Source organism: Micromonospora sp. SD19, assembly GCF_054462275.1.
This window is the reverse complement of the sequence record NZ_JBTLMN010000010.1, coordinates 211244-224944: the sequence shown is the minus strand read 5'-3', so window position 1 is coordinate 224944 and position 13701 is coordinate 211244. Positions and strand designations below refer to the sequence as shown.

15 protein-coding genes are annotated in these 13701 nt (G+C 70.6%); 5 read left to right on the top strand and 10 right to left on the bottom strand.

Annotation, left to right across the window (positions count from 1 at the left end; translation table 11 throughout):
* The first annotated feature begins 260 nt into the window (after positions 1 to 260).
* The gene (locus ACX27O_RS27455; protein WP_030328292.1) at positions 261 to 1481 is read left to right on the top strand and encodes a PQQ-dependent sugar dehydrogenase; all 1221 of its coding nucleotides are present in this window, start codon (positions 261 to 263) and stop codon (positions 1479 to 1481) included.
* A gap of 85 nt (positions 1482 to 1566) precedes the next feature.
* Here ACX27O_RS27455 and ACX27O_RS27450 read toward each other — a convergent pair whose 3' ends face one another.
* Positions 1567 to 2316 carry an alpha/beta fold hydrolase gene (locus ACX27O_RS27450; RefSeq protein WP_458940313.1) on the bottom strand — a complete coding sequence of 250 codons (750 nt, stop codon included), beginning with the start codon at positions 2314 to 2316 and terminating at the stop codon, positions 1567 to 1569.
* A 218-nt stretch (positions 2317 to 2534) separates the two neighbouring features.
* On the opposite strand from ACX27O_RS27450, the gene ACX27O_RS27445 reads away from it, so the two are divergent.
* Positions 2535 to 3134, top strand: coding sequence for a TetR/AcrR family transcriptional regulator (locus tag ACX27O_RS27445; RefSeq protein WP_458940312.1), 600 nt, complete (start codon positions 2535 to 2537; stop codon positions 3132 to 3134).
* A gap of 64 nt (positions 3135 to 3198) precedes the next feature.
* On the opposite strand, the gene ACX27O_RS27440 is transcribed toward ACX27O_RS27445, so the two are convergent.
* From ACX27O_RS27440 to ACX27O_RS27415, 6 genes are all read right to left on the bottom strand, one after another.
* The gene (locus ACX27O_RS27440; protein WP_458940311.1) at positions 3199 to 4638 is read right to left on the bottom strand and encodes a dihydrolipoyl dehydrogenase family protein; all 1440 of its coding nucleotides are present in this window, start codon (positions 4636 to 4638) and stop codon (positions 3199 to 3201) included.
* 1 nt (position 4639) lies between these two features.
* Complete coding sequence (locus ACX27O_RS27435) at positions 4640 to 5197, bottom strand: hypothetical protein (protein ID WP_030328299.1); 558 nt, start codon at positions 5195 to 5197, stop codon at positions 4640 to 4642.
* Positions 5198 to 5265: 68 nt separating this feature from the next.
* Positions 5266 to 5565, bottom strand: a complete 300-nt coding sequence (locus ACX27O_RS27430) for a hypothetical protein (protein ID WP_030328301.1) — start codon at positions 5563 to 5565, stop codon at positions 5266 to 5268.
* A 188-nt stretch (positions 5566 to 5753) separates the two neighbouring features.
* A complete protein-coding gene (locus ACX27O_RS27425) occupies positions 5754 to 6929 on the bottom strand; it encodes a GDSL-type esterase/lipase family protein (RefSeq protein ID WP_458940310.1) in 1176 nt (391 codons plus the stop codon).
* A gap of 83 nt (positions 6930 to 7012) precedes the next feature.
* A complete protein-coding gene (locus ACX27O_RS27420) occupies positions 7013 to 7582 on the bottom strand; it encodes a TetR/AcrR family transcriptional regulator (RefSeq protein ID WP_279518697.1) in 570 nt (189 codons plus the stop codon).
* Between the two features lie 89 nt (positions 7583 to 7671).
* A complete protein-coding gene (locus ACX27O_RS27415; protein ID WP_210859327.1) occupies positions 7672 to 8907 on the bottom strand; it encodes a low temperature requirement protein A in 1236 nt (411 codons plus the stop codon).
* Between the two features lie 236 nt (positions 8908 to 9143).
* On the opposite strand from ACX27O_RS27415, the gene ACX27O_RS27410 reads away from it, so the two are divergent.
* Positions 9144 to 9671: a cupin domain-containing protein gene (locus tag ACX27O_RS27410; protein WP_030328307.1), complete on the top strand. Its 528-nt coding sequence runs from the start codon at positions 9144 to 9146 to the stop codon at positions 9669 to 9671.
* Positions 9672 to 9675: 4 nt separating this feature from the next.
* Here the strand turns inward: ACX27O_RS27410 and ACX27O_RS27405 are convergent, their stop codons facing one another.
* Together ACX27O_RS27405 and ACX27O_RS27400 are read right to left on the bottom strand one after the other, a co-directional pair.
* Positions 9676 to 10185: a hypothetical protein gene (locus tag ACX27O_RS27405; RefSeq protein WP_458940309.1), complete on the bottom strand. Its 510-nt coding sequence runs from the start codon at positions 10183 to 10185 to the stop codon at positions 9676 to 9678.
* Entirely contained in the window at positions 10182 to 10694 is a 513-nt protein-coding gene (locus ACX27O_RS27400; protein WP_036410727.1) for a DUF1772 domain-containing protein, read from the bottom strand. The genes ACX27O_RS27405 and ACX27O_RS27400 overlap by 4 nt, the downstream gene beginning before the upstream one ends.
* A gap of 195 nt (positions 10695 to 10889) precedes the next feature.
* Between ACX27O_RS27400 and ACX27O_RS27395 the strand changes: the two genes are divergently transcribed.
* Positions 10890 to 12038, top strand: a complete 1149-nt coding sequence (locus ACX27O_RS27395) for a sensor histidine kinase (protein WP_210866576.1) — start codon at positions 10890 to 10892, stop codon at positions 12036 to 12038.
* Positions 12035 to 12697: a response regulator transcription factor gene (locus tag ACX27O_RS27390; protein ID WP_210866577.1), complete on the top strand. Its 663-nt coding sequence runs from the start codon at positions 12035 to 12037 to the stop codon at positions 12695 to 12697. Before ACX27O_RS27395 ends, ACX27O_RS27390 begins: the two co-directional genes overlap by 4 nt.
* A 33-nt stretch (positions 12698 to 12730) precedes the next feature.
* Here the strand turns inward: ACX27O_RS27390 and ACX27O_RS27385 are convergent, their stop codons facing one another.
* Entirely contained in the window at positions 12731 to 13663 is a 933-nt protein-coding gene (locus ACX27O_RS27385; protein WP_210858259.1) for a helix-turn-helix domain-containing protein, read from the bottom strand.
* Positions 13664 to 13701: the final 38 nt, after the last annotated feature.

The window sequence follows — 13701 nt, the reverse complement described above, 5'->3', positions numbered from 1 at the left end:
CGCCAAAGCGACGCCCTGCTGGCACTGCGATGCTCCCGTGCTGGCCGTTCCCAGCGCGGTTGCCCCCGCGCTGCGGCGATATGAGCCATTCCAACACGTCTGATCCGCTCGTGCAACATCGACGGTATTCAACGTGGACTCGTCCGGCCACCCAGCCCGAGGCGGCGCGAGCACGGGCTTGAGATTGGTGCGAATCGATGTATCGTGGGAACGCTCCCAGATTGCGTCCCGTACCTCCACCCTGCTTGAGGAGCTGAAACATGTCGCGACGGCGTCGTCGCCCGGCCACCATGCTGGCCGGGCTGCTCATTCTGGCCCTGTGTGCGTTGTTGTTACCACCGGCGCCGGTAGCCGGCGCGGCCGGCCCATCCCGCACCCGCGCGGTGCCCCTCGCCGAGCTGACCGTGGTCTCCGAACAGGTGGCCTTCGGTCTGCAACGGCCAATCGCGATCACCGGGCTGCCGGACGGCCGGATGCTGATCGCGGAGAAGAACGGCACCGTCCGCGCCTATCACCCCGACACGGGCCTGGCGGCCGAGCCGGTGCTCGACCTGACCTCCCGGATCGACACCTCGGACAACGAGCGCGGCCTGCTCGGCATCACGCCGGCACCGAACTTCGCGCGGACCGGAATCCTCTACGTGGCCTACACGAGCCTGCCGGCCGGGGCGTTGACCCTGGCGCGAGTGCCCATCGGGGCCCCTGACCGGGTGCAGGTGCTGCTCACCCAGGAGCACGCCGAATACGGCAACCACAACGGCGGACAGGTGGCGTTCGACCGCGACGGCTACCTCTACTGGTCACTCGGCGACGGCGGTCACGCGAACGACCCGTTCAAGTCCGGTCAGAACCTCGGCACCCTGCTCGGCAAGATCGTGCGGATCGACGTCAACCGCGCCTGCGGCGGGAAGCCGTACTGCGTGCCCTCCGACAACCCGTTCGTCCGCACGCCAGGTGCACGGCCGGAGATCTGGGTCTTCGGGCTGCGCAACCCGTGGCGGTTCTCCATCGACCCGGTCGACAACTCGCTGTGGATCGGTGATGTCGGCCAGGGCCTGGTCGAGGAGATCAACCACATCCGGCCGTGGCAGCGTGGGGCGAACCTCGGCTGGTCCTGCCGAGAGGGCACTCCGGTCTTCGACCAGACGCAGTGCCGGCCGGGCACGCGGTACACCGACCCGGTCTTCGAGTACGAGCACTACCTCACGGAGAACTGCTCGGTGACCGGCGGCGTGGTGTACCGAGGGTCCGCCACCCCGGAGGCGCGGGGTGTCTACGTGGCGAGCGACTACTGCTCGACCCTCGCGTTCGCCGTGCGTCCCAAGCCCACCGGCGGGTACGAGTCCGCGACGATCGGCAACTTCCCCATCCAACCCACCGCGATCGGCACCGACGTGAACGGCGAACTGTACGTGCTCAGTGACCTTCCCGGCTGGCTGAGCCGGGTGCGGTTCGAGCGGGTCCAGCCAGCCGCCCGCTGACGGCAGGGCGTGGTCGGCGGTCCCTGAGTGGCACGGGCGCGGACGGCGTCGGTATCCGGCAACTGGCTACCGACGCCGTCCACCCCTAACTCATGGTGGCGCGGGCGGCGCTGTCGATGAGGTCGGCGACCGCGCCGGGTCGGGAGACCGCCACAGCGTGGGAGGCGGCGATCTCCACCGTCGTGGACCCCGCCCGATCGGCGAGAAAACGCTGCAGGTCCGGCGGGATGCCCTGATCCTCGGTGGTGACCATGGTCCACGAGGGGATGGTCTTCCAGGCGGCCCTGGTGACGCTCTCCTCCTGGGCGCTCGCCGAGGCCGGTCGCTGCGTCGCCGCCATGATCTCGGCGGTGCCGCGGTCGACGTCGGCGGCGAACACCTCCGGGAACTTGTCCTGCAGGATGTACTGATCCATTGTCGTGCCGCCCCCGTCGGCGGGGATCTCGACCATCGCGATGCTCGTTGCGAGCTGACTTCCGGGGTACTTGCCGAGCAACCCGATCACACTCTCGCCCGCCTCCGGGCTCACGCTGGCGACGTACACCAGAGCCTTGACGTTGGCGGCACCGTCCGCGGCCTCGGTCATGACCAGCCCGCCGTAGGAATGGGCGGCCATCACGACCGGACCGGGCAAGCTGTCCAGGAGAGCCCGAACGTACGCGGCGTCCTTCTGCACACCGCGCAGCGGGTTGGCGACGGCGATGACCGGATAGCCCCGACGCTTGAGGTCGGCGATCACCCCGTTCCAACTCGACGAGCCGGCGAATGCCCCGTGGACCAGCACCACTGTCGGCATCCCCGCACCCTGGGCAGACATGTCAGGAGCAATGCTCATCTGGGATTCCTTTCGAGGTGCCTCGCCGTTCGCCAGGGCTGGCGCGAAGAGCCGAATCGACCGGGCCGCGCGCATCAGCCGCGCATCCCGGATCCGGCGGATTGCCGCATTCAGAATCCAGCATTGTCTGGCCACTGTCGCCGAGATCGAGGAATTGAGCGGCGCCGGTCTACACGTCACGCGGCGCGACCGAACGTTCTATTCGCTAAGATGGGTGGATGACGCGCGAAGAACCCGAGGCCCGGCCCTCTGAGGCACGACTCAGGCTGCTCCGCACGGCGACCAGGATCTTCTACACGGAGGGCATCCACTCCGTCGGCGTCGACCGGATCATCGCCGAGGCGAAGGTGACCAGGGCCACCTTCTATCGACATTTTCCCAGCAAGGACGACCTCATTCTGGCCTATCTGCGTGAGGTGCAGCAGATGGAGCGCGGCATGGTGGACGAGGCTCTCGCCGCCAACCGGTCGCCGGTCGATCCGCTGCTGGCCATCGCCGGTTCCATCGCGCAGAACATCCAGTCCCCCGGGTTCCGGGGGTGCGCGTTCCTGAACGCCGCAGCGGAATATCCCGACGCGAACCATCCCGTGCACAAGGAACTCATGGCCCACCGGCAGTGGTTCCTGGACACCATCACCATGCTCATGGCGCAGGTCGACAAAGAAACGGCGGATCCCGCGGCGCGTCACTTCGTCATGCTCCGCGACGGCGCCATGGCGGCCGGATGCCTCTCGGACCCGACGATGGTGTCCGAGACGTTCCTGAGTGGCATCCAAGGGCTCCTCAGGATCAACGCGCAGCGTCAGGCGGCACGGTAGCCGCCAAAAGTCCGCCGCGGTCGTGCGCGGCCGGTGACGGCGCGCACGACCGCGACGGCTCAGCTCAGCGGCCGTACGCCTCCAGCAGGCGCAGCCAGACCTCGCTGACGGTCGGGTACGCGGGCACGGCGTGCCACAGCCGGTCCAGTGGGACCTCGCCGACGATGGCGATCGTCGCGGCATGCAGCAGTTCCGCGACGTCCGGGCCGACGAGGGTGAAGCCGACGATCACCCGCCGCTCCTCGTCCACGACCATGCGGGCGTGCCCCTGGTAGCCCTCGGCATGCAGCGTGGACCCGGCGACGGCGGCCAGGTCGTAGTCGACGACCCGGATCCGCAGCCCGGCCGCCTTGGCGGCGGCTGCGGTCAGCCCCACCGACGCGACCTCCGGGTCGGTGAAGACGACCTGCGGCACGGCGCGCGCGTCGGCCGTGGCGACGTGCCGACCCCACGGGCGGTCGTCCACCGCCTCGCCGGTGGCCCGCGCCACGATGACGTCACCCACCGCGCGAGCCTGGTACTTGCCCTGGTGGGTCAGCAGCACCCGCCGGTTGACGTCGCCGGCCGCGTACAGCCACCCGTCGCCGATCAACGCCCCGGCGTCGTCGAGCACCCGCAGGGTGTCGTCGACAGTGAGCCAGGCACCCGGCTTCAGGCCGATCCGGTCGAGGCCGACGTCCTGGGTGTTCGGCGTACGGCCGATCGCGACGAGGACCTCGTCGGCGTCGACCTGTTCGCCGTCGGTGAGCGTGATGTGCACGGTGCCGTCGCCGTCGCGGCTCACCGACGCGGCCTCGGCAGCCAGACGCACCGACGCGCCGGCTTCCCGCAGGGACTGCGTGACCCGCTCGCCGACGAACGGCTCCGCCCGCGTGAGCAGTCCGTCCCGGGCGAGCACCGTCACCGCCGAGCCGAGGCCCGCGTACGCGGTCGCCATCTCCGTGGCCACCACGCCACCACCGATGATGGCGAGCCGCCCGGGCACCTGGCTCGCGGCGGCTGCCTCCCGGCTGGTCCACGGTGCCGCCTCGCCCAGACCGGAGACGTCCGGCAGCAGGGCGCTACTGCCGGTCGCGATGACCACAGCGTGTCGGGCGGTGAGCAAGGTCGGGGCGGTGTCCGCGCCGGTCACCTCGACGGTCCGGTCGGAGCTGATCCGTCCCTGGCCGCGATACAGCGTGATCCCCGCCGAGTTCAGCCAGGACACCTGCCCGTCGTCCGTCCAGTGCGACACGATGGAGTCCCGGCGGCGCAGCACGGCCGCCGCGTCCAGTTCGCCGGTCACCGCCTCGCGCGCACCCGGCAGCTGGCGGGCCGCCCGCAGCGCGGTCTGGCTGCGCAGCAACGCCTTGGTCGGCATGCAGGCCCAGTAGGAGCATTCGCCACCCACCAGTTCCCGCTCGACGATCGCGGCGGTCAGGCCGCCCTGCACGACGCGGTCGGCGACGTTCTCCCCCACCGGTCCCGCGCCGATGACAACGACGTCGTAGGTGGCGCTCTCCATGTCAGTTGCCCTTCGCGGTGCGGCCGAGGCGGATGGCTGCGATGAGGAAGAAGATGGCGCCGGGGATGGCGTAGCCGATCGCGTTGGTCAGGGCCGGGTTGTCCGCCGAGGCCGCCGCGATGAACGATCCACCGGCGAGTACGGAGAGACCACCGCTGATGATCATCGGCCACTGGCCGCCCATCTTACGGCGGGTGACGCCGACGATCAGCTGCACCAGCCCGGCCACGACCGCCCAGGCACCCCAGACCCGCAGGACCGCCGGGACGCCGGACGTACCGGCGATGCCCAGGCCGACCGCGGCGAGCAGGCTGATCGCGACGTTCACGTACAGCAGGGTGGGCGATCCGGTGGCCCGCGACGCGCGGACGTCGACGATGGCGGCGGCCACGTCGAACAGCGGGTAGAGCACGAGCAGCGTGGCGGTGAGGGGGTTGAGGTGCTTCGCGAGGGGGAAGGTCACGGCAGCCCAGACGATGGCGAAGGCGAAGCGGCCGAAGTACAACCGCCGCAGGGCGGCGGCCGTCGTCGAGATGCCGGGAACGGCAACGGTGGTCATGTCATCCTCTCGAGGATTCCGGAGCGAACTGACGTTCAGCGGGGTGCGGGGCCCCTGGAGGGGCGGGGCTACTCGACGTCCGAGAACAGCCCCGTGATCTCCACCTGAGCGCCCTGGAGCCCACCGAAGACGGCGCCGGCGGCGGGCGTCGCGACCGCGGCGGAGGCGTCCTCGTAGCTGGCGAAGTAGAGGTCGAGCGTCCGGTACGCGGGGGTGGGCGTGCCGTCCTCCTTCGGCCACACCTTGGCCGACTCGACCCGCTGAAGCTTCGGGAACGTCTCCGCGGCCCGGCGTACGTCGGCGTAGACCTTCTCGAACTCGTCCGGGTTGGCGGGATTCCCGATGATCAGAGTGATCTTGGTGGGCATGGCGCTCTCCTTCGGTCACCGCCGCACAGTCAACTGCCGCTAGGCGGAACGAACGTTCTGTCTCTGAGAACGGTAGCGAACGGCGCCCCGATCGTCAAGACCGATCGTTCTGTTCACCCAGAGTCGACCCGCGTCCGGGCCGGCACGTCGCGGGCCTGGGCCGGCTGCTGTCCGCGTACTCGAAGGGTTTATCGGGTCTTCGTGGCGAAGGGCCCGCCGTCGCCGAACGCGAGCCGCGCGAAGTTCTCCGCGATGCGGCGATGTCCGGCACCGTCGGGGTGGACCTCGTCAGGGAGGGGAAATTCGGCGTAGTCGGATTCGCCGTAGAGGTCACGTCCGTCGAGGTAGTGCAGGTTCGGGTCGTCGGCGGCCCGCTGTTGAACGATCTTGGCGAGTTCGTCCCGGATGATGGTGAGGGTCAGCCGCCCGGCGCTGCGTTCGGCCGGATCTCCGGTGGCCGTGAACCGCAGCCTCCCGCCGTCGAGGTCCGGTGCGAGAGGGCCGGGCGTGTCTTCCTGGACCGGGCACAGGATGGCGGACACGACCAGCAGTGGCGTGCTCGGGTGCCCCTCCCGGATGGTGTCGAGGAAACCGTGGACCGCGGGGGTGAAGGCGCGCAGCCGCATCGCGTCGCTGTTGACGATGTTGATGCCGATCTTGACGCTGATCAGGTCCGCCGGAATGTCCCGCATGGCGCGGGCGGTGAACGGGTCGAGCAGTGCGCTCCCCCCGAACCCCAGGTTGACCAGCTCCACGCCGCCCGCTGCGGCGGCCAGCGCCGGCCAGATGGCGCTGGGATGACCGGCGTTCGAGCCGTGGCTGATGGAACTGCCGTGGTGCAGCCACGTCCTGCGGCGGCTGGGCGGGCTCTGCTCGACGGGCGCGTCGGTGCGCAGCGCGATCAACTCGGTGATCTCCGTGTGCGGGAGCCAGATCTCGACGTCCTTCTCACCTGCGGGCAGATCGGCGAAGCGAGCGGTGCCGGCCGGTCCTTCGGCGAGCACCGACGTCTGGGTGAACATGTCGGTGACGGTCCGGACGTTGCCGCCGGACACCGAGGCCTGCGCGGCCAGACGGCCGTCGATCAGCAGGTCGTAGACGCCGTCCGCGGCCGGCGGGAAGCCCTGGTAGACCCGTTTGGTGGGCAGCGTGTCCAGTTCGATGGTGGTGGCCCGGGTCCGGAAGACCAGTCGCACACCGGAGGGCTGGGCCTCGGCCATGGCCAACTGGTCGTCGGGGATCTGCCGGCGCGCCCGCACGGTCAGCCGATGCGGCAGCAGACCGCGCGTGGTGGTCTCCAGGTCGACGACGCCGCGCAGCAGGTCCGCAGTGATCGGGGTGGTCCATCGATGATCGGTGGTCATTGCCTCAAGCCTTTCGAGGGATGTCGGTGTTCATCGGCGCGCCGCGCCGCGAACCACGCGCGGACGGGCGGCCCTTCACCCCGTCAGGAACCGCTGCGGCTGCGCAGCAGCGCGTCGAGTGAATCCACGATCCAGTCCCAGGATTCCCGCTCGTCGGGGGCGCTGTGCGCGAAACCGCCGGCCAGTTCCAAGCTGACGAAGCCGTGGAAGACGCTGCCCAGCAGGCGGACCGCGTGCGTCGCGTCCGGCTCGTTCAACCCGTAGCCCCGCAGGATCGCCCGGGCCATCTGCGCGTGCCGGACGCCGGCGCTCGCGGCTGCCGTCTCCGGATCGAGCCGGAGCCGAGCGGCGGCATAACGGCCCGGGTGTTCCCTGGCGTAGTCGCGGTAGGCCTCGGCGAACGCGGCCAGGGCATCCCGGCCGGCACGACCGGCGACGGCATCGGCCACCCGGTCGGCGAGTTCGTCCAGCGCGAACAGCGCGATGCGGACCCTGAGGTCATGTGAGTTCTTCAGGTGCGAGTACAGGCTGGGGAGCTTGACGCCGCACCGCCGGGCGAGCGCCGAGACGGTGACCTCGTCGAAGCCGACCTCGTCGGCCAGCTCCGCCCCCGCTCGGGTCAGACGCTCCGGCGTGAGCCCTCGCTTCTCCATGACCCCTCCCCCAGCTGCCTAGCACTATCAGGTTACGGCCTAATAGTACTAGGACAGCCGCCGGTGCCTGACCGGGGCCCGCTGCCGCGTCACGCCTCGGAATCGCCGACGTCGGGCTTCTCCCCTCCGGTCGGTGACCCGGGAGCCTCCATCGGTCGCCCCCGCCGCCACCACGCGTCGACAAGCGCGACCAGGGCCAGCACCCCGGCCACCACGCTCAGCCCGACCATCGGCGCCCAGTGGGCCAGCGCCGGCGTGCACAGCAGCAGAGCGACCAGTCCGATCGGCTGGGACCGGGACACCCTCCCGAAGATCTCGTACTCCAACCGGACACGGGAGACGAGGAAGAGCATCGGACCGCCGACCACGAACAGCAGCCAATTGGGCCTCGGCCGCCCGAACGGATCATCGATCACCAACTCGTAGCCGACCGCCGTGACGAGCACGCTGAGCACGAGCAACAGGTGCGTCCGTTCCAACGCCGTGCCCAGCCGAGCGGGCATGGCCACCCGGTCCAACGCATCGGTCAGGAGCAGACCCGCGCAGTGGAAATAGATTCGCCAGAGCAGCGCGCTGGTCGCGAACGCGACAGCGAAGGCAGTTGCCCGGTCCGCCGCATAGTCCGTGCCACTGAAAACCACGCCGATGACCAGAATCGACTCACCGAGTGCGATGAGGAACATCTGCTGATACCGGTCAGCGAGGTGCGTCCCGGCGATCCGCCACCGGGCCACCTTCGAGGCCCCGAGCCAGGGCAGCGGCCAACCCAGGGCCCACGCGACGTAGTCGACAGCGACAGCGGCAACCCACAGCGGCAGGCGGAGGTCGTCCGGACCCAGCGCGCCGGCCAACCACAGTGGCGCGCTCGCCGAGGCCCACACGGCAAGCCGGAACGGCACCAGCCGTCGCGGATGGCCACGCAGCGCGGCGGCGATCACCAACGGCCGCACCACCATCACCATCAGGTACGCGGCAGCGAACGGCAGCGCCCGCTCCTCCATCGCCCTCGGCAACGTCACCGCCATGATCAGACCGGCGAACATGGTGCCGACCACGACGGCCTGAATGACCGGTTGCTCCGGTTCGTAACGGCTGGTGATCCAGGCGGTGTGCGACCAGATCAGCCAGAGCGCCAGAAAGAGCAGGAGCGTCCGCCCGAACCCCAGCACCAGCGTCCAGCCGGTGTCCTCGCCGAGTCCGGCGAACCGTTGCGAGACCCGGGTGAGGGCCACCACGAACGCCAGATCGAAGAACAGTTCCAGGAACGTCGCACGGCCCGAACTCGTCGGCGGACGCAGTAGCCCGGCACCCCGCCCCGCCGCCATCGACCGCCTCCATCCGCCCCTGGTCGCACCAACGACGCGGCAGCGGAAGGAGTTGCGTCAGCGGACGCGCACCGGATTGGCCTCACCCCCGACAATCGAACGAGCCGTCGCCGCGAGGCCGGTTCATCACCTCGTGAGGAGAGAAGTCCCCGGATCCGGGGTAAGGGCCAGGCAGCGCGGCGACGAGGGAACACGCGCCGTTCACCTCGCGCAGCCACACCAGGAGGGACAGCCGCATGACCGACCGCAACCGGGCCACCCCGACCATCCCGGACGACGATCCGAACCGAACGCTGACGGTGGCCGACCCCGACGACCCCGCGACCACCTACCTCTCCCTCGCCGGAGGCACCTACGCCATGCTGGTCACCGGCGAGCAGACCCACGGGCAGTACTGCCTCATCGACATGCGGATCCCCGACGGCGGAGGACCGCCACCGCACCGGCACGACTTCGAGGAGATGTTCACCATCCTCGAAGGCGAGATCGAGTTCACCTTCCGCGGGGAGAGGCACCTCGTCCGCGCCGGTTCCACAGTGAACATCCCGGCCAACGCGCCGCACAACTTCCGCAACAGCTCCGGCGCGCCCGCCCGCATGTTGTGCGTCTGCACCCCTGCGGGACAGGACGAATACTTCCTCCGCGTCGGCGACGTGGTTGCCGGTAAAGACGCACCGCCGCCGCAGCTCACCGATGACGAGCTGGCAGAGCGTCGGCGACGCGCGGCCGACCTGGCTCCCGAATACCGCACCGAGATGCTCTGACCGGTCAGCAGTGCGGTGGCCGAGTCCCCCGCGCGTCGTCCGGGCCGCCCCACGTCTGCTCGACCGGCTGCTCGGCGGCTCGCCGCGACCCCATGACGAAGCGCCTCAGCGCCGCCGCCACCGCCCCGGCCACCACCCCGGTGAGCACCCCGGTGACGAGACTGGAGAACACCGCCGCCACCCGAAGGATCGCTTCCTGCGCCCGAGGGTCGACGGTGCCGAGTCTCGGCTCGGTCGCGCCGAACGCCTCGTCCCACAGCACCTGGTGACCAACCGCGAGAAGAACACCGTGGACCGCCCCGATCACCACCACCGTCAGGAACGGACGCGGCGGACGCCGCCACAGCACGGCGGCCACCCAACAGATCAGGGGTACGACCGCGAGCAGCACGGCGGCTGGCTGCCCTCCCTCCACGACGTGCAGGTCGTGCAGGATCACCCGCGGTACGGCCAACGCGGCGAGCCCGACCAGGGCCGGCCACGAGAACCCGAGAGTACGCCGCGCGGCGCTCATCGCTCGCCCCGTACCGGTGCGGTCTCCCGGGCGAAACGCAGCAGGGCGGTGAACGCCAGCGCGGAGGTCACCGCGCCACCGGCGAGGCGTACCCAGTGGCCGGCGACGAACTCCTCGGCGACCTGGCGCAGATACTCCGGGGAGTGCGTGCCGACCGGGTCGACGAACATGATCTCGTTGCGCGGCCAGAAGAACACCACGGAGAACAGGAACTCGCAGGCGATGAAGACCACCGCGGCTGCCGCGACGTACCACCGCAGTCGCCGATTGCGCCAGGTGAGGGCGGTCGCGGCGAGGCTGGTCAGCACGACCGAGGCGCCCAGCGGTGGGAAGTAGTCGCTCGGGCCGCCGGCGACCAGGAACTCGCGGGCCCGGTCCAGCGAGGCGGGCGCGTCACCGAAGATGTTCGGGTAGAGCATCACGGTCTCGGCCGCGACCCCACCAAAGGACATCATCGCCGCCCAGACGAGCACGATGAGCACGATCCACGTCAGCTTGATACGGGACACAGTGGCACTTCTCCGTCATTTCCGGGCCCTGGTGGGCACGATCGGTGATGTCGCCGTCGACGCTAGGTCGCCGACTCGGCACCGTCTGCCGCGCAGCCGCGCGAGCTGGCATCGCTTCTCGACGTACCTGGCGGGGTGGGGGTGTTGCCTGCGGACGGCAGCGGCGCGGGTCCGCACCGACTTAGGCTCACGGACGTGCCGGCCACCTCACCCACCCGAACCGAGGCGCTGCTCGCTGTCGCCATCCTGAGCCTGGTGACGGCGGCGGTGGTGACCGAGGACGCGTCCGCCGCCCAGGCGGCGTTGGCCGGCGGATTCGGGGCCGGGTGGGCCACCCTGCTGCTGGTGGCCCGGCGTTGGACGGTTCCGGCGCTGCTGGCGACCGCAGCCGGCATCCTCGGCTACTACGCGCTGGAGCTGCCGCCGGTCGGCGTGGCCGCCCCGGCCGCCGCCATCCTCTACCTGGCCGCCCAGCGGGGTCGGGTGCAGCCGGCCGCCGCTGTCGGCGGGGGCCTGCTGGCCGTCTCGGTGGCCGCCCGGCTCATCGAGGGAGACGACATCTCCGTCGTGATCGGTGCTGGCCTCGGCTCCGAGGCGGCCCTGATGCTCGCCGTCATCGCTCTCGGTGACGCCGTGCGCAACCGGCGTTCGCTACGGGCCGCGTTGGCCCGGCAGGCCGCCTCGGCGGCCGAGGAACGCCGTCGGGAGGCCGCCCGGCAGGTCGAGGCCGAGCGGCTGCGCATCGCCCGGGAGGTGCACGACACGCTCGGACACACGATGTCGGTGGTCACCCTGCAGTCGGCGGTGGCCCGGGAGGCCCTTGCCGATGCCGAGCCCGGACAGGCCGAGGCCGCTCTGGCCGCGATCCACGCGGTGAGTGGCAGCGCCATGGCCGAGCTGCGGGCCACGCTGGGCACGCTGCGCCGCGAACCCGGACCGCGCGAGCCGGCCCCCGGTCTCACCCAGTTGGGCCCGCTCGTCGAGGGCGTGCGCAGTGGTGGGCTGGCGGTCGAGCTGCGTCTCGACGGTCCTGTCGACGCCCTGCCCACGGTGGTCGGCAGCACCGTCTACCGGATCGTGCAGGAGGCCCTGACCAATGTGCTGCGCCACGCCCACGCCACCCGCGCCACGGTGACGATCCGGGCCACCCCGGCCCGGCTGTCGGCGGAGGTCGTCGACGACGGCCGGGGATCTCCCGGCGCCGCCGGGGTGGAGACGGGTCAGGGGCTGCGCGGCATGTCGGAGCGGGTTGCCCTGCTCGGCGGAACCTTCGCCGCCGGCGAGACCGCCGAGGGCGGCTTCCGCGTCTCGGTCCACCTACCGCTGGCCGGGGTCCCCGCATGAGCGACGTACGCGTCGTCCTCGTCGATGACCAGCACCTGGTGCGCACCGGGCTCCGCGCGTTGCTGGAACGCGCCGCGGACATCACCGTGGTCGGCGAAGCCGGCGACGGCCGAGTGGGCCTGGCGGTCGTTCGCGAGCACCGGCCCGACGTGGTGCTGATGGACGTCCGGATGCCCGGCGGCGACGGTATCGAGGCAACCCGGCGCATCCTCACCGACCCGACGCTGGCCGACGTCCGGGTGGTCATGTTGACCACCTTCGACGACGACGAGTACCTCTTCGAGGCCATTCGCGCCGGCGCGGCCGGCTTCCTGCTCAAGGACACCCCGCCCGACGCCCTGCGGGACGCGGTCCGCGTGGTGGCCGGCGGGGACGCGCTGCTGTCACCGGCGGTGACCCGGCGGGTGATCGCCGCGGCGGCCCGCACCCCCGTCGCGGACCCGGCCCGGCTGACCGGGCTCACCGGGCGGGAACGCGACGTGCTGGCACAGGTCGGCACCGGCCGGTCGAATGTGGAGATCGGGGCGGCCCTGCACCTCAGCCCGGACACCGCCCGCACCTACGTGAGTCGCCTGCTGCACAAGCTGAACGCCCGTGACCGCGCCCAGCTCGTGGTCATCGCGTACGAGAGCGGGTTGGTCCGCCCCGGCGAGGGCTGACCCCGCGCATTGCGCGCGGGCGCGTCGCTCCGGTCACCGCAGACTCAGATCGGGGTAGCGCCAGTTCAGCCGGTACTGGGCGCGTAGTCGGGGCCGGGGCACCTCCCACTCGTACTCGACCAGACCGTCGCGCTCTCGGGAAGACGGAGTCACGTCGGTCGTCACATCGGTGGTGAAGGATGTCTCGCTGCCCCAGACCGCAGGATGGCTGGAGGAGGGGAACGAGAGCCTGATGTTCAGTCGCCGCGTGGGCAGCCGGATGTCGCGCTGGAGCCAGTCGCCGAACTTCCACTCCGGCACCCGGTAGGCGTAGTGGATCAACGTGCGCTGACCAGGATAGAGCGGGTAGGGAACCCCGTCGCTGCCGAACAGAAGAACGATCTTCAGGAAGGCGTTTCGGCTGCGGGTGACCTTCCACTTCATGGGTTCCGGCTGGTCGACGCCGATCGAGGCCCGGAAGTCGACCTCGTCGGTGCTGAGCGGATGGCGGGCGTGAAACGCCATGGATCGTTCGGGGTCGTCGGGGAACCGGTCGATGTCGATCTGCACCGTGTGCCGGGTGATCGGCTCGGTGCCGACGCTGTGCAGGTGCCGCCAGATCCGGCACTCGTACCAGCCGTCGACGAGGGCGAGGGAGGCCAACTCTTCCTCGATCACCAGGTGCGGGCCAGCCGGCGGCGCGATCGCGGTAGGAGCGGGAGCCAGGCTCAGACCACGCTGCCGTCTGGTGCCGGCGAAGACGACGTACCGCTGCCACACGCGGTTCCCGGTCTCCAACACCGCCTCGACACGGCGGGCGAACTCCTCTGTGGGCTGATGCCGCCCGCTCTCCATGTGGCTGACGTACGAGGGGTCGAACCCGATCCGGCCGGCGAGCGTCTTCTTGGACATCGCGCGGTAGCGGCGCCAGTACGCGAGCTCCCGGACGAACGCCGCAGCGGCCTCGTCCTGAGCGGAGGTGTCCATCGCCCGTCCCCCCATCGAGCTCAAGTCTGACCAACGCG

Excerpts from the sequence above, each read along its gene's own strand:
- ACX27O_RS27450 (WP_458940313.1), bottom strand. The coding sequence starts at position 2,316 with ATGAGCATTGCTCCTGACATGTCTGCCCAGGGTGCGGGGATGCCGACA.
- ACX27O_RS27415 (WP_210859327.1), bottom strand. The coding sequence starts at position 8,907 with ATGGCGGCGGGGCGGGGTGCCGGGCTACTGCGTCCGCCGACGAGTTCG.
- ACX27O_RS27410 (WP_030328307.1), top strand. The coding sequence starts at position 9,144 with ATGACCGACCGCAACCGGGCCACCCCGACCATCCCGGACGACGATCCG.
- ACX27O_RS27435 (WP_030328299.1), bottom strand. The coding sequence starts at position 5,197 with ATGACCACCGTTGCCGTTCCCGGCATCTCGACGACGGCCGCCGCCCTG.
- ACX27O_RS27455 (WP_030328292.1), top strand. The coding sequence starts at position 261 with ATGTCGCGACGGCGTCGTCGCCCGGCCACCATGCTGGCCGGGCTGCTC.
- ACX27O_RS27425 (WP_458940310.1), bottom strand. The coding sequence starts at position 6,929 with ATGACCACCGATCATCGATGGACCACCCCGATCACTGCGGACCTGCTG.
- ACX27O_RS27385 (WP_210858259.1), bottom strand. The coding sequence starts at position 13,663 with ATGGACACCTCCGCTCAGGACGAGGCCGCTGCGGCGTTCGTCCGGGAG.
- ACX27O_RS27430 (WP_030328301.1), bottom strand. The coding sequence starts at position 5,565 with ATGCCCACCAAGATCACTCTGATCATCGGGAATCCCGCCAACCCGGAC.
- ACX27O_RS27440 (WP_458940311.1), bottom strand. The coding sequence starts at position 4,638 with ATGGAGAGCGCCACCTACGACGTCGTTGTCATCGGCGCGGGACCGGTG.
- ACX27O_RS27405 (WP_458940309.1), bottom strand. The coding sequence starts at position 10,185 with ATGAGCGCCGCGCGGCGTACTCTCGGGTTCTCGTGGCCGGCCCTGGTC.
- ACX27O_RS27420 (WP_279518697.1), bottom strand. The coding sequence starts at position 7,582 with ATGGAGAAGCGAGGGCTCACGCCGGAGCGTCTGACCCGAGCGGGGGCG.
- ACX27O_RS27445 (WP_458940312.1), top strand. The coding sequence starts at position 2,535 with ATGACGCGCGAAGAACCCGAGGCCCGGCCCTCTGAGGCACGACTCAGG.
- ACX27O_RS27390 (WP_210866577.1), top strand. The coding sequence starts at position 12,035 with ATGAGCGACGTACGCGTCGTCCTCGTCGATGACCAGCACCTGGTGCGC.